The sequence below is a fragment of the uncultured Sphingomonas sp. genome, from assembly GCF_964244235.1.
GTDB lineage: Bacteria > Pseudomonadota > Alphaproteobacteria > Sphingomonadales > Sphingomonadaceae > Sphingomonas.
This window is the reverse complement of sequence record NZ_CAXTII010000052.1, coordinates 1-19,320: the sequence shown is the minus strand read 5'-3', so window position 1 is coordinate 19,320 and position 19,320 is coordinate 1. Positions and strand designations below refer to the sequence as shown.

Below are 19,320 nucleotides of genomic sequence, written 5' to 3'. Positions count from 1 at the left end.
CGATGCAATGCCCGCCGACGCCGGGGCCGGGCGACAGGATGTTGACGCGCGGATGCCGATTGGCGAGGCGTATCACTTCCCAGACATCGACGCCCATAGTGTCCGCGACCAGGCTGAGCTCGTTCGCAAAGGCGATGTTGACGTCCCGGAACGCGTTCTCGGTCAGCTTCGTCATTTCGGCGGCGCGTGCGGTCGTCGTGACGCACGCTCCGCGAACGAAACGGCGATAGAAGGTGAGCGCCTTGCGCGCGCATCGCGGTGTGATCCCACCGATGACGCGATCGTTGTCGATCAACTCGACGAGGATCCGGCCCGGCAGGACGCGTTCGGGGCAATAGGCGATGGCGACATCCGCCTGCTCGCCCGCCCCCGGTCCTCCCAGGCGCCCGGGAACGCGCAGATCGGGTCGAAGTTTGGCGAGCAGATCGCGAACCTGTTCGGTCGTACCGACGGGCGAGGTCGATTCCAGAATGACGGTGTCGCCGGCTTTCAATACGGTCGCGATCGTCGTCGCGGCCTGCAGGACATAGCCGATATTGGGCGCGTGATCGTCCGCGAACGGGGTCGGTACCGCGATGACGAAGACATCGGCGGGCGCGATCTGTATCGACGCACGCAGCGAACCGCGCGCGACGACGCCGGAAACGAGTCCGTCGAGATCGACTTCCTCGATGTGGACCTTGCCCGAATTGATCGTGTCGACGACGCTTTGCGTCACATCCACGCCGAGCACGCCGGCCCCCGTCCGCGCAATCACCGCTGCCGTGGGCAGGCCGATATAGCCGAGGCCCAGAACGACCACTGTCAATTCGGAGTCGGATATCATCGCGCCGTCCTGTCTTTTATGACGCGGGCGATCCGTGCGCTCGCTCGGCCGTCGCCGAACGGGTTGTGCGCACGCGCCATCCGCGCATGAGCGGCGTTGTCGTCGAGAAGGGTAAAGACTTCGGAAACGATGCGGGTCGGGTCGGTGCCGACGAGGCGTGCTGTACCCGCTGCGATCCCTTCAGGCCGCTCGGTCGTTTCGCGCATCACCAATACGGGCTTGCCGAGCGACGGCGCCTCTTCCTGCACGCCCCCCGAATCCGTGAGCGCAAGATCACACATTCCCAAGGCGCGGATGAAGTGCGGATAATCGAGCGGTGCGATCCGCGCGATATTCGCACGTTCGCCGAGAGTCGCGTCCATGACCGCGCCGACATTGGGGTTGGGATGCATGGGAAAGATCACCGCGACATCGTCCCGGTCCGCGATCCGCGCGATCGCGCGCGCGATGCCTGCCATGCCGTCGCCAAAATTCTCGCGCCGATGCGTCGTGACGAGGATGATTCGCTTGCCCACGAATCGCTCGGCAATCGGGTCGAGGTTAGTCGCCAATTCCGGCGCGGCGGCGATCCGTTCGCGCGTCCACAGCAGCGCGTCGATGACCGTGTTGCCCGTGACATGGACGCCTGCGGTCACGTTCTCACGCGCCAGCGCGGCCGCGGCGGTATCGGTCGGCGCGAAGTGCAGGTCCGCGATCGGCGCGACGATCCGCCGGTTCACCTCCTCGGGCCAGGGATGGTAGATATCGCCGGAGCGCAGCCCCGCCTCGACATGAGCAACCGGGATCTTGCGGTAATAAGCAGCGAGGGCACCCGTCATTGCGGTCGCGGTGTCGCCTTGCACGACAACCCGGTCGGGCCTCTGCGCGTCCATGACTTCGCCCAGCCCGGTCAGCAGCCGCGCGGTCAGCCGGTCGAGCGTCTGCCCCGGCTCCATCAGGTCGAGGTCGATGTCCGGTACGATTCCCGCGATCGCGAGCACTTGATCGAGCAGCCCGCGGTGCTGCGCGGTCACGCACGTTACGACCTGCATTCCGCCCACGGCCTGTAGCGCGCGGACGACCGGGAACAGCTTGATCGCTTCGGGCCGCGTGCCGAATATGAGCAGGACCTTGGGCGGCGACGGGGGGGCGTGGTCGGTCATCGCGCGAATACTAGCCACGGCGACGTTAAACTCACACTAACCCGCCTGGACACAACCCGATTGCCGGGTCGTCCGGCGGCGGTTAGGGCTTCGCCCCGGATGGGAGCAGGGTGTCGAATGGTGAAGCGGGTGCGCAAGGCGGTGTTTCCGGTAGCGGGGCTTGGAACGCGATTTCTGCCTGCGACCAAGGCGATGCCCAAGGAAATGCTGACCGTGGTCGACAAGCCGCTGATCCAATATGCGGTCGAGGAGGCGATAGAGGCGGGCATCGAGCAGATCATCTTCGTCACCGGCCGCGGCAAGTCCGCACTCGAGGACCATTTCGATATATCCTATGAACTGGAAGCGACGATGAAGGCGCGCGGCAAGTCGCTCGATCTCATCGCCGGCATTCGCCAGCGTCCGGGTTCGCCTGTCTATATCCGCCAACAGGAGCCGCTTGGGCTCGGCCATGCGGTCTGGTGCGCGAGGGATGTCGTTGGCGACGAACCGTTCGCGGTGTTGCTTCCCGACGAACTGATGGTCGGCCAACCCGGTTTCCTGTCGCAGATGATCGAGGCATATGACCGCGTCGGCGGCAACGTCATCGGCGCGCTTGAAGTTTCGGAAACCGAGACCGATAAATACGGCATCATCGCACCCGGTAAGCGCGACGGCCGTTTGACCGAGATCGTCGCTTTGGTTGAAAAGCCTTCAAGGGGTTCGGCCCCGTCGAACCTGATGATCCCCGGCCGTTACATCCTGCAGCCCGAGGTAATGCGGATGCTCGAGCGAGGCGACGCCGGCGCAGGCGGAGAAATCCAGCTGACGGATGCGATGGCAAAGCTGATCGGTACGCAGCCCTTCCACGGGTTCACCTTCAACGGCCAACGCTATGATTGCGGCGACAAGGCGGGGTATATCCAGGCAAATCTGGCGCTGGCGCTGGCACGTGAAGATATCGGCGACGCGGTACGGGAGTTTGCACGCAGTCTGCTTGATTGAGGCGACAGCTCAGAAGGCGTTCCGGTGCAGCAGCACCCGCGCGGTCAGAAAGATGATCTTCATATCCCGCCAGATCGACCATTTTTCAAGATATTCCAAATCCGCCTGAAGCCGGTTGCGCAGGTCGTCCTCCAGCACCGTAGCGCCGCGAAACCCGCGGATCTGCGCAAGACCCGTCAGACCGGGCTTGGTTGCGTGGCGATCCCAGTAACGGCGGTCGACTTCCCAGAACAGCTTGTCTGCGGCACGTGATCCGAGCGCATGCGGGCGGGGGCCGACGATGCTCATCTCGCCGCGAAGTACGTTGAGAAGCTGAGGCAACTCGTCGATGCTCGTGCGGCGAATGAATGCGCCGCAGCGTGTGATCCGGTCGTCATCGCGCGCGGTCGATCGGCCTCCGTGGCCATCGCTGCTCTTGTCGCGCATGCTGCGAAATTTCAGCATCCGGAACATCTGGTTGCCGCGGCCGATCCGAACCTGCCGAAAAAATACCGGGCCGGCGCTGTCGAGCTTCACCCATAAAGCGGTACCGATGAGGATCGGCGATGTGAGCAGAAGACCGATCAGCGCCACGACGACGTCGAACAGGCGCTTGACGCTCCTGTCGAACAGGTTGAGCGGACCGGTGGCGACGATCACGGAGGGATTGGCGCGATCCGGACCGAGACCGAGCGGACTGAGCGTCGCCAGTTCGGGAATCGCGATCTCGCCTTGGATATGGGCACCGCGCAACAGCCGCGCCCACGCCTCGCGACGATCGGCGGGGCAGCATACCACGACACGGTCCGCGGGCGCGAGCGCGGTCGCCAGGCGATCGTACATGACGGGATCATGGTGGTCCGGATCGAGATCGGCTCCTGCGGTCATCACCAGCGAATAGCAACCCGGCGGTACGGGCTGGTCGCGATCGTTGATCAGGACAACGCTGAATGGATTGCCGCCGATGATCGCAACCATGTGTCGCGCGAACGAATAACGTGCCACCGCGATCAGCACGAGTGCGAAGATCGAACCGACCGCGATCGTCAGCCGCTGGAACGTGTCGCTGCTCCTCGCGTAGAAAGCGATGAGGATCAGAAACGCGACGGAGGAGAGAAACGCTTGAGCGCCGCGACGAACCGAGCGGAAAGGGTCCTGTACCTCGCCCGACGCATAGGCGTCGAAATTGAGCGCGACCACGATGTAGGTCGGCAACAGGACGAGTGCGAAGATCAACCAGTTGGTGTCGACGATGAACGATCGGCGAAAGCTCGCCGCCGCGGCGAACCCAGCCAGGATCGCGGCGATGTCGAAAATCATCTGATAGGAAAACGCGCGAACGCGCAGCGTCGAACTGCTCGGTCGCCAGATCGTGCGCCGAGCCTTCGACGACCGTGCCGTCGGTGAGAAGTCGATCATCCGTGCCTCGCGATCGGAGACGCCCGGACCCTCATCGTGCAATCCGTCGGCCACTTCACTCATACTCGAATGACCCGGTTCGTCCGTCCCAGCCATGGAACGCAGCTACCATAGACTGCCGAGACGGCGATATCCAAATCGGCCTAACGGCGACCACACCCCCGGCATCCCGGATCCTTCGGCAGGCGGATCGTGCGGAAGCGGAGCGACAGCAGGTCCGCGAGCAACAGCGTGCCGGCCGGATCGGCACCGAATGGATACACCGCGCGCAGCACCTCCAGTGCAGCGAGGCTGCCGATCACGCCGGTGACGGGACCGAGGATTCCGTCCTCGGCACAGCTCGTCTCCGCTGCCTCGGGGGCGTCGCCGACGAAGCAGCGATAGCAGGGCAAATTCGGTTCCCAGCCGCGATAGACGCCCAACTGTCCCTCGAATTGCCCGACCGCGGCGGAAATGAGCGGGATGCGGGCGACGAGGGCGGCATCGGCCACCGCGAAGCGAGTCGCGAAATTGTCGCAGCCATCGAGAACGACATCCGCACCCGCGATCATCGCGGCGGCGTTGGCGCGATCGATACGCACCGATCGTGCTTCCACAACCACATGGGGGTTCAGACGGCGCGCCGCTTCCGCGGCGGCATCCACCTTCGAACGGCCGGTGTCGTCACTCGTGAAGATCGTCTGCCGCTGGAGGTTGGACGGTTCGATCCGGTCGTCGTCGATCAGGATCGACCGGCCGATCCCGGCGGCGGCGAGATACTGGATCGCGGGCGAGCCGATCCCGCCTGCGCCGACGATCGCGACGGTCGCCGCCTTGAACCGTGCCTGCCCCGCGCCGCCGACCTCTTTCAGAACGATGTGGCGGGCGTAGCGTTCGAGTTCGGCGTCCGCCAGCGCGATCGGGGCGGCAGTCACGGGGACCAGGCGAAGGTCAGTCGCGTCCTGTACCAGCGATCGCCGACGCCGGCTGGCAGATCGACATTGTCGCGCACACCACTGAAGACGATACCGGCAGCATATTGTTCGACGGTCGGGCAATGGATCGCGCGGGGGACGACACGGCGTATCGCGCCGTCCGCGCTCGCCAGCACCGCGATATCGACCGGCAGCGTCCAGCCCGCCGGGGCGCGTATCGCCGAAGCACAGCGACCCTGCAATACCTCCTGGCGCACATAGGCCGACATCGCCGCCGTCGGGTCCGCCGGGTGGCGCAAGGTCAACTGGGGAAGCGCGGACCAGTCCTGCGGCGGCAGCGCCGCCGGGGGCGGACGTTCGGGTATCGCGATGGCGAGCATAACCGCCAGGAGAAACGTCATCATCGTCCGGTCGATCCGAAGCCGTCGGCACCGCGTTCCGTATCGCCCAACATCTCGACCACGTCGAGCGTCGCGCGCTGGACGGAGGCGGGGACGAGCTGGGCGATGCGGTCGCCGCGCGCGATGACGAAGGGTTCGCTACCCAGATTGGCCAGAATGACCTTTATCTCGCCGCGATAGTCGCTGTCGATCGTGCCGGGAGTATTGAGACAGGTGATGCCGTGCTTCAGCGCCAGCCCGGACCGGGGGCGGACCTGCACCTCGTATCCGTCCGGAATTGCGATCGCGAAACCGCTCGCGACCGCCGCGCGTGCGCCGGGCGCGAGCGTCAGCGCTTCGGCCGCCACGACGTCCATGCCGGCGGCCCCGGGGGTTGCATAGGCGGGGAGGGGCAAGCCGTCGCCATGCGGCAGGCGGCGAAGCGCGATCCGGATCGGGGTCATGACGGCTCCAGCGCCGCTGCGATTCGATCGGCGAGCATGACCGCAATGTCCGACTTGGCCGCGGCCGGCCACTCCTCGACGCCGTTTGCGGTCACCAGGCGGACGTGGTTTGCATCCGCGCCGAAGACGCCCGCGGAAACGTCGTTGGCGACGATCCAGTCGGCATCCTTGCGTGTCCGTTTCGCGATGGCGTTCGCAACGACATTCTCGGTCTCGGCCGCGAAGCCGACGAGGAGGGCCGGGCGCTGCGGACTTTTCGCGACGATCGCAAGGATGTCGGGGTTCTCGACAAGCGTCAGTGCGGGCGGTGCGCCGACCTTCTTCACTTTCCGCGCCGCCGCCTCGACTCGCCAGTCGGCGACGGCGGCGACCATGACCGCGATGTCGGCGGGTAGCGCGGCGGTGACGGCCGCCGCCATCTCGCGCGCGCTTTCAACGTCGATCCGGTCGATGCCCGCGGGGGTAGGCAGATCGACCGGCCCCGCCACGAGTGTCACGCGGGTGCCGAGCGCGGCGAGCGCGGCGGCGACGGCAAAACCCTGACGGCCCGAGGAACGATTGGCGATGTAACGGACCGGGTCGATCGGTTCGTGCGTCGGGCCGGCGGTGACGATCGCATGACGGCCAGCGAGCTTTCCGTTCGTCCGGAGCGAAGCGCGGGAGAAGGCCGAGTCGATCGCTTCGAGGATCACCGCAGGTTCCGGCAGCCGTCCGGCTCCGTATTCGCCGCACGCCATCGCGCCCTCGTCGGGTTCCAGCACGGTGATCCCATCGGCTCGCAGCCGTGCGACGTTGCGTTTCGTCGCGGCGTGGTGCCACATCCGTACGTTCATCGCAGGTGCCGCCAGGACGGGCTTGTCGGTCGCCAGCAGCAAGGTCGTCGCCAGATCATTCGCCTGGCCGCCCGCCATACGTGCCAGCAAATCCGCGGTCGCCGGAGCGACGACGACGAGATCAGCTTCGCGGCTCAGCTGGATGTGTCCCATCTCGGCCTCATCCTTCAGGTCCCACAGGCTGGTATGGACTCGATCCTCGCTCAGCGCGGCGAGTGTCATCGGCGTTATGAAATGGCTGCCCCCCTCGGTCAGTACGCACCGTACCGCGTGGCCGCGCTTCTTCAGCAGGCGGATCAACTCGCACGCCTTGTACGCCGCAATGCCGCCGCCGACGATGAGAAGGATGCGCTTCATCGCACGACCCTCTTCACCGTGATTCGCCTCTTGTCGAGCGCGGCGGTGAACAGGTCGCGCAAACCGTCCGGCGCGAATGCCAGGCCGACGAGGATCGTCGGCGCGGCGATCAACCCCCAATAGAATGTGTCCGTACGTCCGAAAATGCCGAGGATGGCTGCATACGCCGCAAACAGCGCGAGCGCGCGAAGCGCCAGCGCTTCGTTCCAAGCGCTCCAGCCGAACAGCGCGAGGCCGACCAGCGGCGCGGCCAGCCATATCGGCGCGATGCCGAGTACCGTCAGGATCGACATGGTGCGCACGAAATGGCCGAACCCCAGAAGTCCCAGCCAGCCGGGCGAACTCGGGTCGAGTGGTCGGACGACGCGCGCAACAGCGTCCGCATGGAGCGTCAGCGCAATCGCAAGGATTGCCATCGTCGCGATCCAAAGCAACGCCTCACGCCGCTGCCCCTCCAGCAGGGCCAGACCAGCCATGATCACCAGATACGGCGCGGCGGTCTCGCGGATCAGGACCGCGACCAGGCCGAGCGACACCGATTCGACCCAGCGTCCGCGCTGCCGCATTGCGAGGCTGAGCGCGACGAACAATCCTGCCCAAATTTCATGGAAATAGGCAAGATCCGCTTGCGCGTACACGACCAGTCCGCCCGCGAGGAGCGCCATCGCGATGATTCGCGGCGGTCCACGTGCGAAGGCCGGCTTCAGCCTCCGCCACCACGCGATCGCCGCCAGCGCGACCAGAAGATATAGTACCAACGGCATCCCCCATGGGGGCAGGATTGCCAACGCCATTGCCAGCGTCGGCAGGCGGAACGTGACGAATGGTTTCAGGGGATAGTCGCCGTGGCGAAGCGCCTCTGCGGCGACGGTGTAGTAGTTGCCGCCGTGGCGGACGCCATCGACAATCGTTTCGTACAGTATCACATCCGCCTGATCCTGCGCGCGTTTGGCGGGATCGTGGCTGACGGGCGGCGGGCCCGGGGTGTCAAGGGCCAGGAAGCAGGCGAGGATGAGGGCGGCCAGGAGGACGAGGCCGAGACGGGCGGCGCGAGTCGACAGCGTGGCGTAGCGCGAGGGTCGGGATAGCCAAAGGGGGGCGAGGGGGCGGCGGATCATCGTCATGCCCCTCACCGCACCGCCAGCCAGGCCATGAGCGCTCCCATCGCCGCAGCAAGCACCGCGACCGCTGCATAGCGCCAGCCACCGCCAAGCCGAACGATCTGCACTTCGCGCAGCGGCGGGCTGGGCGGCGCGCCCTCGGGTGGGGGAAATTGCGCCTCGATCCGGCGGACCAGATCGGGCAGCCGCGACAGCGTGCGGAAATCGCTGATGAGCCGATCCGCCAGCGCAGCCTCGGGTCCGAGTTCGTCCCGCAGCCAGCCGCGAACGAACGGTGCCGCGGTGTCCCACATATTGATATCGGGATCGAGCCCGGTTGCGACGCCCTCCACCATCACCATCGTTTTCTGCAGCAGCAGCAGATGCGGCTGCGTGGCCATGTCGAAATCGCGCGTGATCGAAAAGAGCCCCTCCAGCATCATGCCGATCGACATGTCCTTGACCGGCAGCCCGCGCATCGGTTCGCCGACCGCGCGGAGCGCGGTCGCGAACTCGGCGACATTATGGTGCGCTGGGACATAGCCCGCCTCGAAATGGATTTCCGCGACACGTTTGTAGTTGCCCGTGATGAGCCCATAGAGAATTTCCGCAAGCCAGACCCGCGCGCGCCGGTCGATCCGACCCATGATTCCGAAATCGATCGCTGCGATGCGGTTGCCGGGGAGGGCGAACAGATTGCCCTGATGCATGTCGGCGTGGAAAAAGCCTTCCGCGATCGCCTGGCGCAGGAACGCGCCGACCAACGTCTCCGCCAGCTTGCGCGTATCGTACCCGGCTGCGATCAGCGCGTCGCGGTTCGACAGCTTGACTCCGTCGATCCACTCCAGCGTCATGACCTTCGTCGCGGATCGTTGCCAATCGATTGCCGGAACGACGTAATCGGGTTCGGCGGTCATCGCCTCGGCGAGTTCGGATGCGGACGCCGCTTCGCGCCGCAGGTTCAGTTCGCGCAGCGTCCAGCGTTTGAACGTCTCGATGACCAGCCGCGGACGAAGCCGCATCGCCTCGCCGCCCATCCCTTCGATCTGCGCGGCGGCCCATTCATAGGTTGCGATCGCGCGAACGAAATCATCCTCGACGCCGGGGCGAAGCACTTTCACCGCGACCTGCCGGCCGTCGGTGGTGATCGCACGGTGGACCTGCGCGATCGATGCTGCGCCCACGGGGATTTCATCGAACCGGGTAAAGAATTTAGCGATCGGTGCACCGAGCCCGGCCTCGACCGCAGCCTCGATCGCAGCGAACGGCACGGGGGGCAGCGCGTCCTGCAACCGCATCAGGTCGTGCGCCGCCTGTTCGCCGACGAGATCGGGGCGAGTCGCCAATGTCTGGCCGAGCTTGATCGCGGCGGGGCCGATCGCCTGGAACGCATCGGCGTAGCGCGGCACTTTGGGCACCCGCGCGCCGATCCGCGCGATCCGCGCGATCCGGCGGACCGAGCCGGGCGTATCGGGATCGCGCTCAATGCCGGTCAATGCACCGTGCCGTGCCAGGATACGACCCCATTTCAGGAGCCGCCAGAGATGGGTGGCGGAGGTGGTCATGCCGCAGCGGGCACCCGCATCAAATCTTCCAGCCGCTGTGGACCGCAACCAGTCCCCCAAGCATCGGCTCGACGTTCGTCTGTACGAACCCCGCCTCGCCGATCATCGCGCGGAAGGTCGGCATATCGGGGAAGCGCCGGATCGATTCGACCAAATAGCGATAGCTATCCGCATCTTGCGCAAGCAGTTGGCCGAGCTTCGGCAAGAGGCGGTGCGAATAGGCATCGTAGATGTCCTTGAACCCCGGCCACAACGTCGTCGAAAATTCGAGGCAGAAGAACCGCCCGCCCCGGCGCAACACGCGGTGCGCCTCGCGCAAGGCGGCAGGAATGTCGGTCACGTTCCGGATGCCGAACGCGATCGTATACGCATCGAAGAACTTGTCCGGGAACGTCAGCGTTTCCGCATTCGCTTCCGACCAGACGAGCCCGTCGATACGCCGCTTCTGCGCACGCTCCATCCCGACTTCCAGCATCGCGGGATTGATATCCGCCACCGTCACCGCGGCACCGGATTTCGCCAAACGGAACGCGATGTCGCCGGTGCCGCCCGCCATATCGAGGACCTGCTCGCCGGCGCGCGGAGCCACCCGGCGGACGAAGCGATCCTTCCATAGCCGATGCATACCGCCCGACATCGCATCGTTCATCAGATCATAGCTGCCCGCCACGCTGGTGAAGACGCCGCCCACGCGCGCGGTCTTGTCGGCGGCGGGGATGTCTTCGTAACCGAAGGAGACGGTATCGTTCATGCCCCGCGCTCTAGCCGCGGCTTGTGGCGCGGGCAAACGCAACCTAGCTGGCGGGGAGGATGCCCGAACTTCCCGAAGTCGAAACCACCGTCCGCGGGCTCGCGCCCGTACTCGAGGGCCAGCGCCTGACCCGCGTAGAGCCCCGACGAGCGGACCTGCGAAAGGCGATTCCCGTCGATCTGCGACGGCGGCTGACGGGTGCGATCGTGACCCGGCTTCATCGGCGCGCGAAATACGGCCTCCTCGATACCGATCGCGGCGATACGATGGTCTTCCACCTCGGCATGTCGGGGCGCTGGCGCGTCGATCCGAGCGAGATACTGACGCACGATCATCTGCTGCTGGAGACCGCCGCTGGCCGAACGCTGGCACTGAACGATCCACGTCGGTTCGGCTTTCTCGATTTGTGGATGACCGGGTCGATCGATGCCTATCCGCCCTTTGTCGCGATGGGCCCCGAGCCGCTGGGGTCGGCCTTCACCGCGGACTATCTGGCGACGGCGATCGCCGGTCGTGCTGCACCGATCAAGGCGATGCTGCTCGACCAGCGAATCGTCGCAGGACTGGGAAACATCTATGTCTGCGAAGCGCTGAACCTCGCCAGGATCGCGCCAGGCCGGGCGGCCGGCCGGATCGCGTTGTATCGGCTGGAAAACCTCGTCGAGGCCATACGCGCGGTGCTGATCGCCGCCATTGCCGCGGGGGGATCGACGCTACGCGACTATGCGCGACCCGATGGCGAGCTAGGCTATTTTTCCAGGCAATGGCGGGTCTATGGTCGCGAGGGCAAAGCGTGCGACTGCGGTGCGATCGTCCGCCGCCGGGCCGAGCATGGCCGCTCCACCTTCTGGTGCCCGCGGTGCCAGCGTGGTTGACGACTCGCAGCGGCGACGGTAAGGGCGACGGCTTCGAGGGCGTGGGAGCATTCCGGCGCCCCTTTTTATCGACCCGAAATTCCAAGAGGACTTCATGGCGAACACGCCGCAGGCGAAAAAGCGTATCCGTCGCAACGAGCGTCGCGCGGAAGTGAACGGCAACCGCGTTGGCCGCATCCGGACCTTCGTGAAGCGCGTGGAAGCCGCTCTCGCCTCCGGTGACAAGGCCGCGGCGACCACCGCCCTGGCGGCGGTGCAGCCCGAGCTGCAGCGTGGCGTGTCCAAGGGCGTCCTCCACAAGAACACCGCGAGCCGCAAGTTCGCGCGTCTGACGAAGGCGCTGACCGGGCTCGCCTGAGCCGCGGCCCTTTGCTGGTTTAAAAACGCCCGTCGGGACCATCGTCCCGGCGGGCTTTTTGCTGTCGAAATGGGTCGAGAATGTTCCACGCGTACCGCGCTGCGGCAACTGGCTGGATTGCGCGATTCGCGTGTCCTCGGGGGCGAGGAAGACGTGAAAAACGCCTGCGAACAGAGGTTTATGAGATAATCGACGGGAATGCGCGGCTGGCGGCGAGTCAATCGGAATATTTCGGATTTGTGACTTGCTCGACTCGGCCGCTGGTCCATAATCGCCCCTCTGACGGAGCGACACGTTCGCTGCTTCACGACGCATTGAATGACGAAGGTCGGACGTTCCGGCCTGGGGGAAGCCGTGTCGATTGGTATCTGACGGGCCGGCGGATCGACCGCGCGGCCCGAGCGAAGAGGTGTGCGTGGTCGGTTTGCAGGGTTCCGGGACGACGATGGGCGAGGCCGAACGGGCCTGGGCACGCGTGCGCCAGAACCTGCGCGAATCCGCCGGCGCGCGGCTGTTCGACCAATGGCTGAAACCCATCACGCTGGTGGCGCATGACGACCCCGATACGGTCCGGCTCGCGCTGCCGTCCGCGTTCGTCACCAACTGGGTGCGAAGCCATTATGCCGACCGGCTGACGCTGGAATTCAAAACGCTGATGCCGCGCGTGCGCAGCGTGTCGATCGAGACGCGCGCGGCGGGCGACGCACCGATCACGATCGTCGCGCCCGTCGGCGACCCCACCGCGCCGGTCGCGGACGCACCGCGCGCGACCGCGGCGGAGCGTCCGTCGCTCGATCCGCGCTTCACGTTCGATCGGTTCGTGGTCGATTCGTCGAACATGGTCGCGTTCCATGCAGCGAAGGCGCTGGTCGAACCCGGTGCGCCGCGGTTCAGCCCGTTGTTCCTTCATGCAGGCACGGGGCAGGGCAAGACGCACCTGATGCACGCGATCGGCCATGCCTATCTGGCACGGCACCCGCAGGCGCACGCCATCTGCATGTCGGCCGAGCGCTTCATGTACGACTTCGTCCAGGCGATGCGCGCGCGCGACACCTTCGCGTTCAAGCAAAGGTTGCGCGGGGCGGACCTGCTGCTGATCGACGACCTGCAATTCATCGCCGGCAAGGATTCGACGCAGGAGGAATTCTTCCACACGATCAACGAGGTGATGAGCGCGAACAGGCGGCTGGTCATCTCCGCCGATCGCTGTCCGCAGGCGCTGGACGGCGTGGAAGCGCGGATCGTCGGGCGGATGGCCGCGGGCCTGGTGGCGGATATCAAGGCACCCGCGCTGCCGCTGCGCCGGGCGATCCTCGACCGCAAGCTGATAGACCTGCCGGACGCTCGGGTGCCCGCCGACGTGCTCGACCTGCTCGCGCACCGGATCCACGCCAATATCCGCGAGCTGGAAGGCGCGCTGAACCGGGTGATCGCCTATGCGCAGCTGACGGGGCAGGCGATCGACATGGATTTCGCGGTCGCGACGCTGGGCGACGTCCTGCGCGGCGCCCAGCGCCGGGTGACGATCGACGAGATCCAGAAACTGGTGTCGCAACATTTCGACCTTAAGCCGCTCGACCTCGTCTCCGCCCGCCGCGCGCGGGCGGTGGCGCGGCCCCGGCAGATCGCGATGTATCTGGCCAAGCGGCTGACGACGCGCTCGCTGCCCGAGATCGGCCGCAAGTTCGGCGGACGCGACCATTCGACGGTGATCCATGCAGTCCGGCGCATCGAAGAACTGCGCGATACGGACCGGGATGTCGATGATGCGGTTCGGGTTTTGACGCGGGAGTTGGAGTGGTAGGGCGCGGGGACTCCGGCCGGCAAATTTCCCCACCCCGGCGAAGGCCGGGGCCCAGTTGCACGACGATCGTGACGAGCGTCATGCGCCGTTACGATGACCTTCCCCCAATGGGCCCCGGCCTTCGCCGGGGAGGGGGGATAGTGGCTCAGACCTGCAACCCCACCGCGGCCTGCGCCGCGCGCAGCGTCGGCGCGCTCAGCGCCCGCGCCTTCGCGGCACCCTCTTCCAGCGCCTGAGACACCGCCGCCCGATCCGCCAGCAGCGCGGTCATCCGCTCGCGGATCGGCGACAGTGTCGCGACCGCGAGGTCGGCGAGCGCCGGCTTGAACGCGCCGAACCCCTTGCCCGCGAACTCGCCCAGCACAGCGTCCACGCTTATGTTTGCCAGCGCCGCATAGATCGTCGCCAGGTTGCGCGCCTCCGCTCGCCCCTCCAGACCGTCGGCTGTCTCCGGCAACGGTTCCGGATCGGTCTTCGCCTTGCGCAATTTCTGCGCGATCAGGTCGTCGCTATCGATCAGGTTGATCCGCGACGCGTCGGACGGGTCGCTTTTCGACATCTTCGCCGCCCCGTCGCGCAAGGACATGATCCGGGGCGCGGCCTTGCTGACCAGGGGTTCGGGCAGCGTGAACAGGTCGACGCCGAAATCGGTGTTGAACTTGGTCGCGATGTTGCGCGCGAGTTCGAGATGCTGCTTCTGGTCGTCGCCCACCGGCACATGCGTCGCCCGGTAGGCCAGCACGTCGGCGGCCTGGAGGACGGGATAGGCGAACAGCCCCACGCTCGCGCCCTCGCGGTTCTTCCCCGCCTTGTCCTTCCACTGCGTCATGCGGTTCAGCCAGCCGATCCGCGCGGTACCGTTCAGGATCCACGCCAGCTCGCTATGCGCAGGGACCCGCGCCTGGTTGAACAGGATCGACCGCGCCGGATCGATCCCGCAGGCGAGCAGCGTCGCCGCCATCTCGATCGTGTTCGCGGCCAGTTCGCTGGCGACGACCGGCTGCGTCAGCGCGTGGAGATCGGCGAGGAAGAACAGGCACTCGTCGCCCGCCTCCATCGAATCCTGCAACGCCACCCATTGCCGGATCGCGCCGAGATAATTGCCGAGATGCAGGTTGCCGGTGGGCTGGATGCCGGAGACGACTCGCATGAATATTCTCGTGTCAGGCGGCGCGGTTGCGTCGCAGGAAGGTCAGATCGTCGCGGGTGAACGCGCCGAGGATGAAAGTCGCGACCGCGTAGACCACGCCGCCCGCACCGACCAGCGTCAGCATCGCCGCGGTCCTGATCGCCCAGCCGCCATGCGTATAGGGGGTGAGATAACCCTGCAGCGTCCATAGCACCGCGCCCATCCCGATCGCCGACAGCGCCAGCCGCCACGCCCGGCGGCGCAACCGCGCATCGGGCGCAAAATGCCCGCGCTGGCACAGTGCACGGTACAGCAGCGCGACGTTGACGGTGGACGCCAGCGCGGTCGCGAGCGGCGGCCCCATATGCCGAAGCGGCACGATCAGCGCGAGGTTGAGGACTAGGTTCACCGCCATCGAGATCGTCGCATAGCGTACCGGGGTGCGCGTATCGGCGCGGGCGTAGAAGCCGGGCGTCAGCACCTTGACGAGGATATAGCTCGGCAGGCCCACCGAAAATGCGGCGAGCGCCTGCGCGGTATACAACGTGTCGACCGCGCCGAACCGACCGTGCTGGAACAGTGCCGCGACGATCGGGCCGCCGCACAGGATCAGCGCGACCGTGGCGGGGAGAGTCAGGAGCAGCGCCAGCTCCATCCCGCGGTTTTGCGTCTCCATCGCCGCCGCTTCGTCGCCGGACGCCAATTGGCGCGAGATCATCGGCAGCAGCACAGTGCCGAGGCCGATCCCGATCAGCCCGAGCGGCAACTGGTTCACCCGGTCGGCCATGTAGATATAGGTCACCGACCCATGATTAAGCAGGCGCGCCGCCAGCGCGGTGGAGACGACGAGGTTGATCTGCACCGCGCCTGCGCCCGCTGCGGCTGGCCAGATCAGCGACAACAGCCGCTTTACGTCGGGGCTGAGTCGCGGCATTCCTGGCCACAGTCGCACGCCGTTGGCGCGGCACGACCAGGCGAGCCATAGCAGCTGGAGCAGACCGGACACGCTGACCGCGATCGCCTGGTTGCGCGCGGTCACGAACGGATCGTGGCTGTGGAAGATCAGGAGCGCCGCGATCAGCGTAAGGTTCAGCAGGATCGGTGCAGCGGCGTTGACCCAGAATTGATGCAGCGAATTGAGGATGCTGCCCAGCAGCGACACGAGGCTGATGAGCATCAGATAGGGGATGGTGAACCGCGACAACTGGACCGCGAACGCGAACTGGTCATGTGTGACGCCGTTGAACTTGCCCGACAGTGCCAGCGTCACTGGCCAGGCGGCGATCTCCAGGATCACCGTCATCACGATCAAGATCGGCAGCAACACTGATAGCGCCGCCTGCGCGAACGCGATCCCGTCCGGCAGGCCATCGCCCGCCTTGTCGCCGACCTTCTGGTTGAACATCGGGATGAACGCCGCGGAAAACGCACCCTCCGCGAACAGCGCGCGGAACATGTTGGGCAGGCGGAACGCGACGAGGAATGCATCCGACGCGAAGCTCGCCCCGACATAGCGCGCGAACAGCGAATCGCGCACCAGCCCCAAGATCCGGCTGACGAGCGTCAGCCCGCCGACCGATCCAAGCGCCTTGGCGAGGTTCATGCCCGCCCCCCTGGTCGGCCGATCAGGCGTGGCCGACGTCTCCCACGTTCGCCTGCGTGCCCGCCTCGGTCTGCTGCAGATACAGCTGCCCGAAATCGATCGGCTCCAGCAGCAGCGGCGGGAAGCCGCCGTCGCGCACGCAATCCGCCAGCACGCGGCGCGCGAACGGGAACAGCAGCCGCGGTGCCTCGCCCAGCAGGAACGGCTGGACATGCTCGGCGGGAATGTTGCGCAGGCCGAACAGCCCGGCATAGGACAGGTCGACGATGAAGGCGGTGGTGCCCTCGCTCTCGGCGCGGACCTCGATCTTCAGCACGACCTCATGGACTTCCTCGCCGACCTGCGCGGCGGCGATGTTGAACTGCACGTCGATGCCGGGCGCGGTCTCCTTCTGGTAGATCGCGGGCGCGTTCGGGTTCTCGAACGACAGGTCCTTCACATATTGCGAGATGAGGCCGGCGGCGGGCGTGGTGTCCTCGCCGTTCGCGACCGGCTGGTTCATGTCACCGCTGATCTGGTCTGCCATATCGGGGGGTCCTTCGTATCGATGGGGAGGGGCCGCGACGCACCGAGCGGCGGCTGGTCCGGATGATCGTCGCGCCTAGCAGCGGGTTCGGCGCGTTTCAACGGTTTCACGGGTTTGAAACATGATGGTTCTGGCCTATGTTACGACGAAGATCGGAGGCGCAGTGTTTTTTCTAGTCCTTCTTGCGATGGTTGCGGGGTTCCTCGGGCTTCGCCTGTACGGCGTGCTCGGCAAACGGACCGGGCACGAGCAGCCTTTGCCGCGAACCGCGGAAGAGCGCCCGGCACCGATATCGGTCTCGCGCACGGTCGATGCGATCCCCGAGGTGCGGGAGCCTGCGAACCGAAACATCGATCCGCGTGCCGAGGCCGGTCTGCGCCAGATCGTGGCGGGCGAGGCAGGATTCGATGTCCCACGCTTCCTGGAAGGTGCGCAGGCGGCGTATCGGATGACGCTCGAGGCGTTCTGGAAGGGCGACGAATCCGCGCTTTCCGATCTGGCGGTGCCCGATGTCGCGCAGGCGTTCATCGATGCGATCGAGGCGCGTACGACTGCGGGCCACGTCCTGGACAACCGGCTGGTGCGGATCGAGAAGGCGATGATCGTCGATGCTTCGCTGTCGGGGCGCGACGCGCGGATCACGATGCGGTTCGATGCCGACATCGCCGCGGTGACTCGCGACGCGGAGGGCGTGATGGTCGCCGGATCGATGACCGACGCGGTCGAGACGCACGACGTATGGACGTTTGCACGGACGTTGAAGAGCAGCGACCCGAACTGGAAACTTGCCGACACCGACGAGGCTTGACGCGGTGGCGGGGGTGGTCGCTTGGAGACGGTTGGCTGAGCGTTGTCGCATCATCCTCCGTCACCCCGGCCTTGGGCCGGGGTCCATCGTTCCGCGAGCGATTGCGGTCGAGCCTCTGCCGGCTGGAAATGCCGCTCTATGGACCCCGGCACAAGGCCGGGGTGACGGGAAGGGGGTGCGGTCCTTCACCTCGAACCGGCGCACGACGCTCGTCCTCACCGGCAGCCTCATGCTCGCGGCCTGTGGCGGCCGGATCGTTCCCCCCGACGACGGCGCACGCGCGCCCGTCCGCCAACGTCCGATCTCTCCATCGCAGCCGAACCGCCCGCCGCGGATCGGCTCGATCGTTCCCGCCACCCCGATCCAGGCAACGCCCGCCACACCGGTCATCGGTGCCACTACCGCGGCGGCGATCGGGCTAGTCGCCGGACCGCCGATCGACACGCTACCGATCGACGAGCGGCAGGCGGAACAAGCGGTCGCCGCCTTTGCGCGATCCTGTCCGGGCTTGACGCGGCGCGTGGATACTTCAGGTTTGACGATCGGCACCGACTGGCAGAGCGCATGCGCCGCCGCAGCCTCGGTGCCGCCCGGCGGCGCGACGACGTTCCTGCAGCGCTGGTTCGAGGCCGATCAGGTCGGCGATGGCCGTGCGTTCGCGACGGGATATTACATCCCGCAAATCGCGGCGTCGCGCGAACGCCGCGCCGGCTATGATACACCGATCTATGGTCGGCCCGACGATCTGGTCGATGTCGATCTCGGCCAGTTCGCCGCCGATCTCAAGGGTCGCAGAATCCGTGGCCGGGTCGATCGGACGAATTTCGTTCCGTATTACGACCGCACGCAGATCGTCGGCGGCGCGATCGACACGCGCGCTCCCGTTCTTGCCTGGGCCGCGGACCCGGTCGAATTCTTCTTCCTGCAGATACAGGGGTCGGGCGTCCTCCGGCTGACCGACGGGTCGGAGATGCGGATTGGCTACGCCACGCAGAACGGGCGCGATTACACCGGCATCGGAGCATTGATGAAGGCGCGGGGGCTGCTCGTTCCCGGTCAGACATCGATGCAGGGGATCGTCGCGTATCTTCATTCGCACCCCGACGAGGCGGTCGGGTTGATGAACGAGAACAGGAGCTTCGTGTTCTTCCGCGTGCTCGACGGCGACCCTCCAGGGGCGCTCGGCTATCCGGTGATGGGCGGCGTCAGTGCGGCGGTCGACGCGAAGTTCGTGCCGCTCGGCGCGCCGATTTTCCTGTCGGGCGACCGCGCGGACGCGACTCGCCTGTGGATCGCGCAGGACACCGGCGGCGCGATCAAGGGTACGAACCGGATCGACACCTTCTGGGGATCGGGCGCGGAGGCGGAAGCGATCGCAGGCGGCATGGCGGCGCGCGGTACCGCATTCGTCCTGCTGCCGATGGGGACGCTGGCGCGGATCGGCGGGAGTCGCGCGATTGGGGGCAATAATGCCGGGACCTACCCTCGACGCTGACGAGGCGC

Annotated in this window: 19 protein-coding genes; 6 read left to right on the top strand and 13 right to left on the bottom strand. The window is 66.3% G+C overall.

Features of this window, described 5'->3' with window-relative positions:
• On the bottom strand, positions 1 to 826 hold an 826-nt coding region (locus tag ACFE7D_RS09760), incomplete at its 3' end, for a nucleotide sugar dehydrogenase (protein WP_375395231.1).
• Positions 823 to 1,968: a non-hydrolyzing UDP-N-acetylglucosamine 2-epimerase gene (gene wecB, locus ACFE7D_RS09755; RefSeq protein ID WP_375395230.1), complete on the bottom strand. Its 1,146-nt coding sequence runs from the start codon at positions 1,966 to 1,968 to the stop codon at positions 823 to 825. The genes wecB and ACFE7D_RS09760, both read right to left, overlap by 4 nt.
• A gap of 117 nt (positions 1,969 to 2,085) precedes the next feature.
• On the opposite strand from wecB, the gene galU reads away from it, so the two are divergent.
• The gene (gene galU / locus ACFE7D_RS09750; protein ID WP_375395229.1) at positions 2,086 to 2,952 is read left to right on the top strand and encodes a UTP--glucose-1-phosphate uridylyltransferase GalU; all 867 of its coding nucleotides are present in this window, start codon (positions 2,086 to 2,088) and stop codon (positions 2,950 to 2,952) included.
• Positions 2,953 to 2,961: 9 nt separating this feature from the next.
• On the opposite strand, the gene ACFE7D_RS09745 is transcribed toward galU, so the two are convergent.
• The 8 genes from ACFE7D_RS09745 to ACFE7D_RS09710 all read right to left on the bottom strand — a co-directional run bounded on the left by ACFE7D_RS09745 (position 2,962) and on the right by ACFE7D_RS09710 (position 10,714).
• Entirely contained in the window at positions 2,962 to 4,413 is a 1,452-nt protein-coding gene (locus tag ACFE7D_RS09745) for a sugar transferase (protein WP_375395228.1), read from the bottom strand.
• Positions 4,414 to 4,493: 80 nt separating this feature from the next.
• Positions 4,494 to 5,249, bottom strand: coding sequence for a ThiF family adenylyltransferase (locus ACFE7D_RS09740; RefSeq protein WP_375395234.1), 756 nt, complete (start codon positions 5,247 to 5,249; stop codon positions 4,494 to 4,496).
• A gap of 11 nt (positions 5,250 to 5,260) precedes the next feature.
• Positions 5,261 to 5,665: a hypothetical protein gene (locus tag ACFE7D_RS09735; RefSeq protein WP_375395227.1), complete on the bottom strand. Its 405-nt coding sequence runs from the start codon at positions 5,663 to 5,665 to the stop codon at positions 5,261 to 5,263.
• Positions 5,665 to 6,108 carry a dUTP diphosphatase gene (gene dut, locus ACFE7D_RS09730; RefSeq protein WP_375395226.1) on the bottom strand — a complete coding sequence of 148 codons (444 nt, stop codon included), beginning with the start codon at positions 6,106 to 6,108 and terminating at the stop codon, positions 5,665 to 5,667. Before dut ends, ACFE7D_RS09735 begins: the two co-directional genes overlap by 1 nt.
• The gene (gene coaBC, locus ACFE7D_RS09725) at positions 6,105 to 7,298 is read right to left on the bottom strand and encodes a bifunctional phosphopantothenoylcysteine decarboxylase/phosphopantothenate--cysteine ligase CoaBC (RefSeq protein ID WP_375395225.1); all 1,194 of its coding nucleotides are present in this window, start codon (positions 7,296 to 7,298) and stop codon (positions 6,105 to 6,107) included. The genes dut and coaBC overlap by 4 nt, the downstream gene beginning before the upstream one ends.
• On the bottom strand, positions 7,295 to 8,416 hold the full coding sequence (locus ACFE7D_RS09720; protein WP_375395224.1) for a hypothetical protein: 1,122 nt from the start codon (positions 8,414 to 8,416) through the stop codon (positions 7,295 to 7,297). Before ACFE7D_RS09720 ends, coaBC begins: the two co-directional genes overlap by 4 nt.
• A gap of 11 nt (positions 8,417 to 8,427) precedes the next feature.
• Positions 8,428 to 9,963: a 2-polyprenylphenol 6-hydroxylase gene (gene ubiB / locus ACFE7D_RS09715; RefSeq protein WP_375395223.1), complete on the bottom strand. Its 1,536-nt coding sequence runs from the start codon at positions 9,961 to 9,963 to the stop codon at positions 8,428 to 8,430.
• A gap of 19 nt (positions 9,964 to 9,982) precedes the next feature.
• Complete coding sequence (locus tag ACFE7D_RS09710; protein ID WP_375395222.1) at positions 9,983 to 10,714, bottom strand: class I SAM-dependent methyltransferase; 732 nt, start codon at positions 10,712 to 10,714, stop codon at positions 9,983 to 9,985.
• Positions 10,715 to 10,773: 59 nt separating this feature from the next.
• Between ACFE7D_RS09710 and mutM the strand changes: the two genes are divergently transcribed.
• From mutM to dnaA, 3 genes are all read left to right on the top strand, one after another.
• Positions 10,774 to 11,589, top strand: a complete 816-nt coding sequence (gene mutM / locus ACFE7D_RS09705) for a bifunctional DNA-formamidopyrimidine glycosylase/DNA-(apurinic or apyrimidinic site) lyase (RefSeq protein WP_375395221.1) — start codon at positions 10,774 to 10,776, stop codon at positions 11,587 to 11,589.
• A 94-nt stretch (positions 11,590 to 11,683) separates the two neighbouring features.
• A complete protein-coding gene (gene rpsT, locus ACFE7D_RS09700; RefSeq protein WP_174284603.1) occupies positions 11,684 to 11,947 on the top strand; it encodes a 30S ribosomal protein S20 in 264 nt (87 codons plus the stop codon).
• A gap of 445 nt (positions 11,948 to 12,392) precedes the next feature.
• On the top strand, positions 12,393 to 13,751 hold the full coding sequence (gene dnaA, locus ACFE7D_RS09695) for a chromosomal replication initiator protein DnaA (protein ID WP_375395233.1): 1,359 nt from the start codon (positions 12,393 to 12,395) through the stop codon (positions 13,749 to 13,751).
• Between the two features lie 145 nt (positions 13,752 to 13,896).
• Here the strand turns inward: dnaA and trpS are convergent, their stop codons facing one another.
• Genes trpS through secB form a run of 3 tightly spaced genes read right to left on the bottom strand, consistent with a single transcriptional unit; the run spans position 13,897 to position 17,009 of the window.
• Positions 13,897 to 14,901 (bottom strand): tryptophan--tRNA ligase, encoded by a 1,005-nt coding sequence (trpS, locus tag ACFE7D_RS09690; RefSeq protein WP_375395220.1) that lies wholly within the window; start codon positions 14,899 to 14,901, stop codon positions 13,897 to 13,899.
• A gap of 13 nt (positions 14,902 to 14,914) precedes the next feature.
• Positions 14,915 to 16,483: a murein biosynthesis integral membrane protein MurJ gene (gene murJ, locus ACFE7D_RS09685; protein WP_375395219.1), complete on the bottom strand. Its 1,569-nt coding sequence runs from the start codon at positions 16,481 to 16,483 to the stop codon at positions 14,915 to 14,917.
• Positions 16,484 to 16,505: 22 nt separating this feature from the next.
• Positions 16,506 to 17,009 carry a protein-export chaperone SecB gene (secB, locus tag ACFE7D_RS09680; protein ID WP_174284606.1) on the bottom strand — a complete coding sequence of 168 codons (504 nt, stop codon included), beginning with the start codon at positions 17,007 to 17,009 and terminating at the stop codon, positions 16,506 to 16,508.
• A 163-nt stretch (positions 17,010 to 17,172) separates the two neighbouring features.
• Between secB and ACFE7D_RS09675 the strand changes: the two genes are divergently transcribed.
• Together ACFE7D_RS09675 and ACFE7D_RS09670 are read left to right on the top strand one after the other, a co-directional pair.
• Positions 17,173 to 17,817 carry a Tim44/TimA family putative adaptor protein gene (locus ACFE7D_RS09675; protein WP_375395218.1) on the top strand — a complete coding sequence of 215 codons (645 nt, stop codon included), beginning with the start codon at positions 17,173 to 17,175 and terminating at the stop codon, positions 17,815 to 17,817.
• Between the two features lie 229 nt (positions 17,818 to 18,046).
• Positions 18,047 to 19,312 carry a murein transglycosylase A gene (locus ACFE7D_RS09670; protein ID WP_375395232.1) on the top strand — a complete coding sequence of 422 codons (1,266 nt, stop codon included), beginning with the start codon at positions 18,047 to 18,049 and terminating at the stop codon, positions 19,310 to 19,312.
• The last annotated feature ends 8 nt before the right edge of the window (positions 19,313 to 19,320 follow it).

Coding starts and splice junctions, on each gene's coding strand:
- wecB (WP_375395230.1), bottom strand. CDS start 1,968: ATGACCGACCACGCCCCCCCGTCGCCGCCCAAGGTCCTGCTCATATTC.
- galU (WP_375395229.1), top strand. CDS start 2,086: ATGGTGAAGCGGGTGCGCAAGGCGGTGTTTCCGGTAGCGGGGCTTGGA.
- ACFE7D_RS09745 (WP_375395228.1), bottom strand. CDS start 4,413: ATGAGTGAAGTGGCCGACGGATTGCACGATGAGGGTCCGGGCGTCTCC.
- ACFE7D_RS09735 (WP_375395227.1), bottom strand. CDS start 5,665: ATGACGTTTCTCCTGGCGGTTATGCTCGCCATCGCGATACCCGAACGT.
- dut (WP_375395226.1), bottom strand. CDS start 6,108: ATGACCCCGATCCGGATCGCGCTTCGCCGCCTGCCGCATGGCGACGGC.
- coaBC (WP_375395225.1), bottom strand. CDS start 7,298: ATGAAGCGCATCCTTCTCATCGTCGGCGGCGGCATTGCGGCGTACAAG.
- ACFE7D_RS09720 (WP_375395224.1), bottom strand. CDS start 8,416: ATGATCCGCCGCCCCCTCGCCCCCCTTTGGCTATCCCGACCCTCGCGC.
- ubiB (WP_375395223.1), bottom strand. CDS start 9,963: ATGACCACCTCCGCCACCCATCTCTGGCGGCTCCTGAAATGGGGTCGT.
- ACFE7D_RS09710 (WP_375395222.1), bottom strand. CDS start 10,714: ATGAACGATACCGTCTCCTTCGGTTACGAAGACATCCCCGCCGCCGAC.
- mutM (WP_375395221.1), top strand. CDS start 10,774: ATGCCCGAACTTCCCGAAGTCGAAACCACCGTCCGCGGGCTCGCGCCC.
- rpsT (WP_174284603.1), top strand. CDS start 11,684: ATGGCGAACACGCCGCAGGCGAAAAAGCGTATCCGTCGCAACGAGCGT.
- dnaA (WP_375395233.1), top strand. CDS start 12,393: ATGGGCGAGGCCGAACGGGCCTGGGCACGCGTGCGCCAGAACCTGCGC.
- trpS (WP_375395220.1), bottom strand. CDS start 14,901: ATGCGAGTCGTCTCCGGCATCCAGCCCACCGGCAACCTGCATCTCGGC.
- murJ (WP_375395219.1), bottom strand. CDS start 16,483: ATGAACCTCGCCAAGGCGCTTGGATCGGTCGGCGGGCTGACGCTCGTC.
- secB (WP_174284606.1), bottom strand. CDS start 17,009: ATGGCAGACCAGATCAGCGGTGACATGAACCAGCCGGTCGCGAACGGC.
- ACFE7D_RS09670 (WP_375395232.1), top strand. CDS start 18,047: ATGCTCGCGGCCTGTGGCGGCCGGATCGTTCCCCCCGACGACGGCGCA.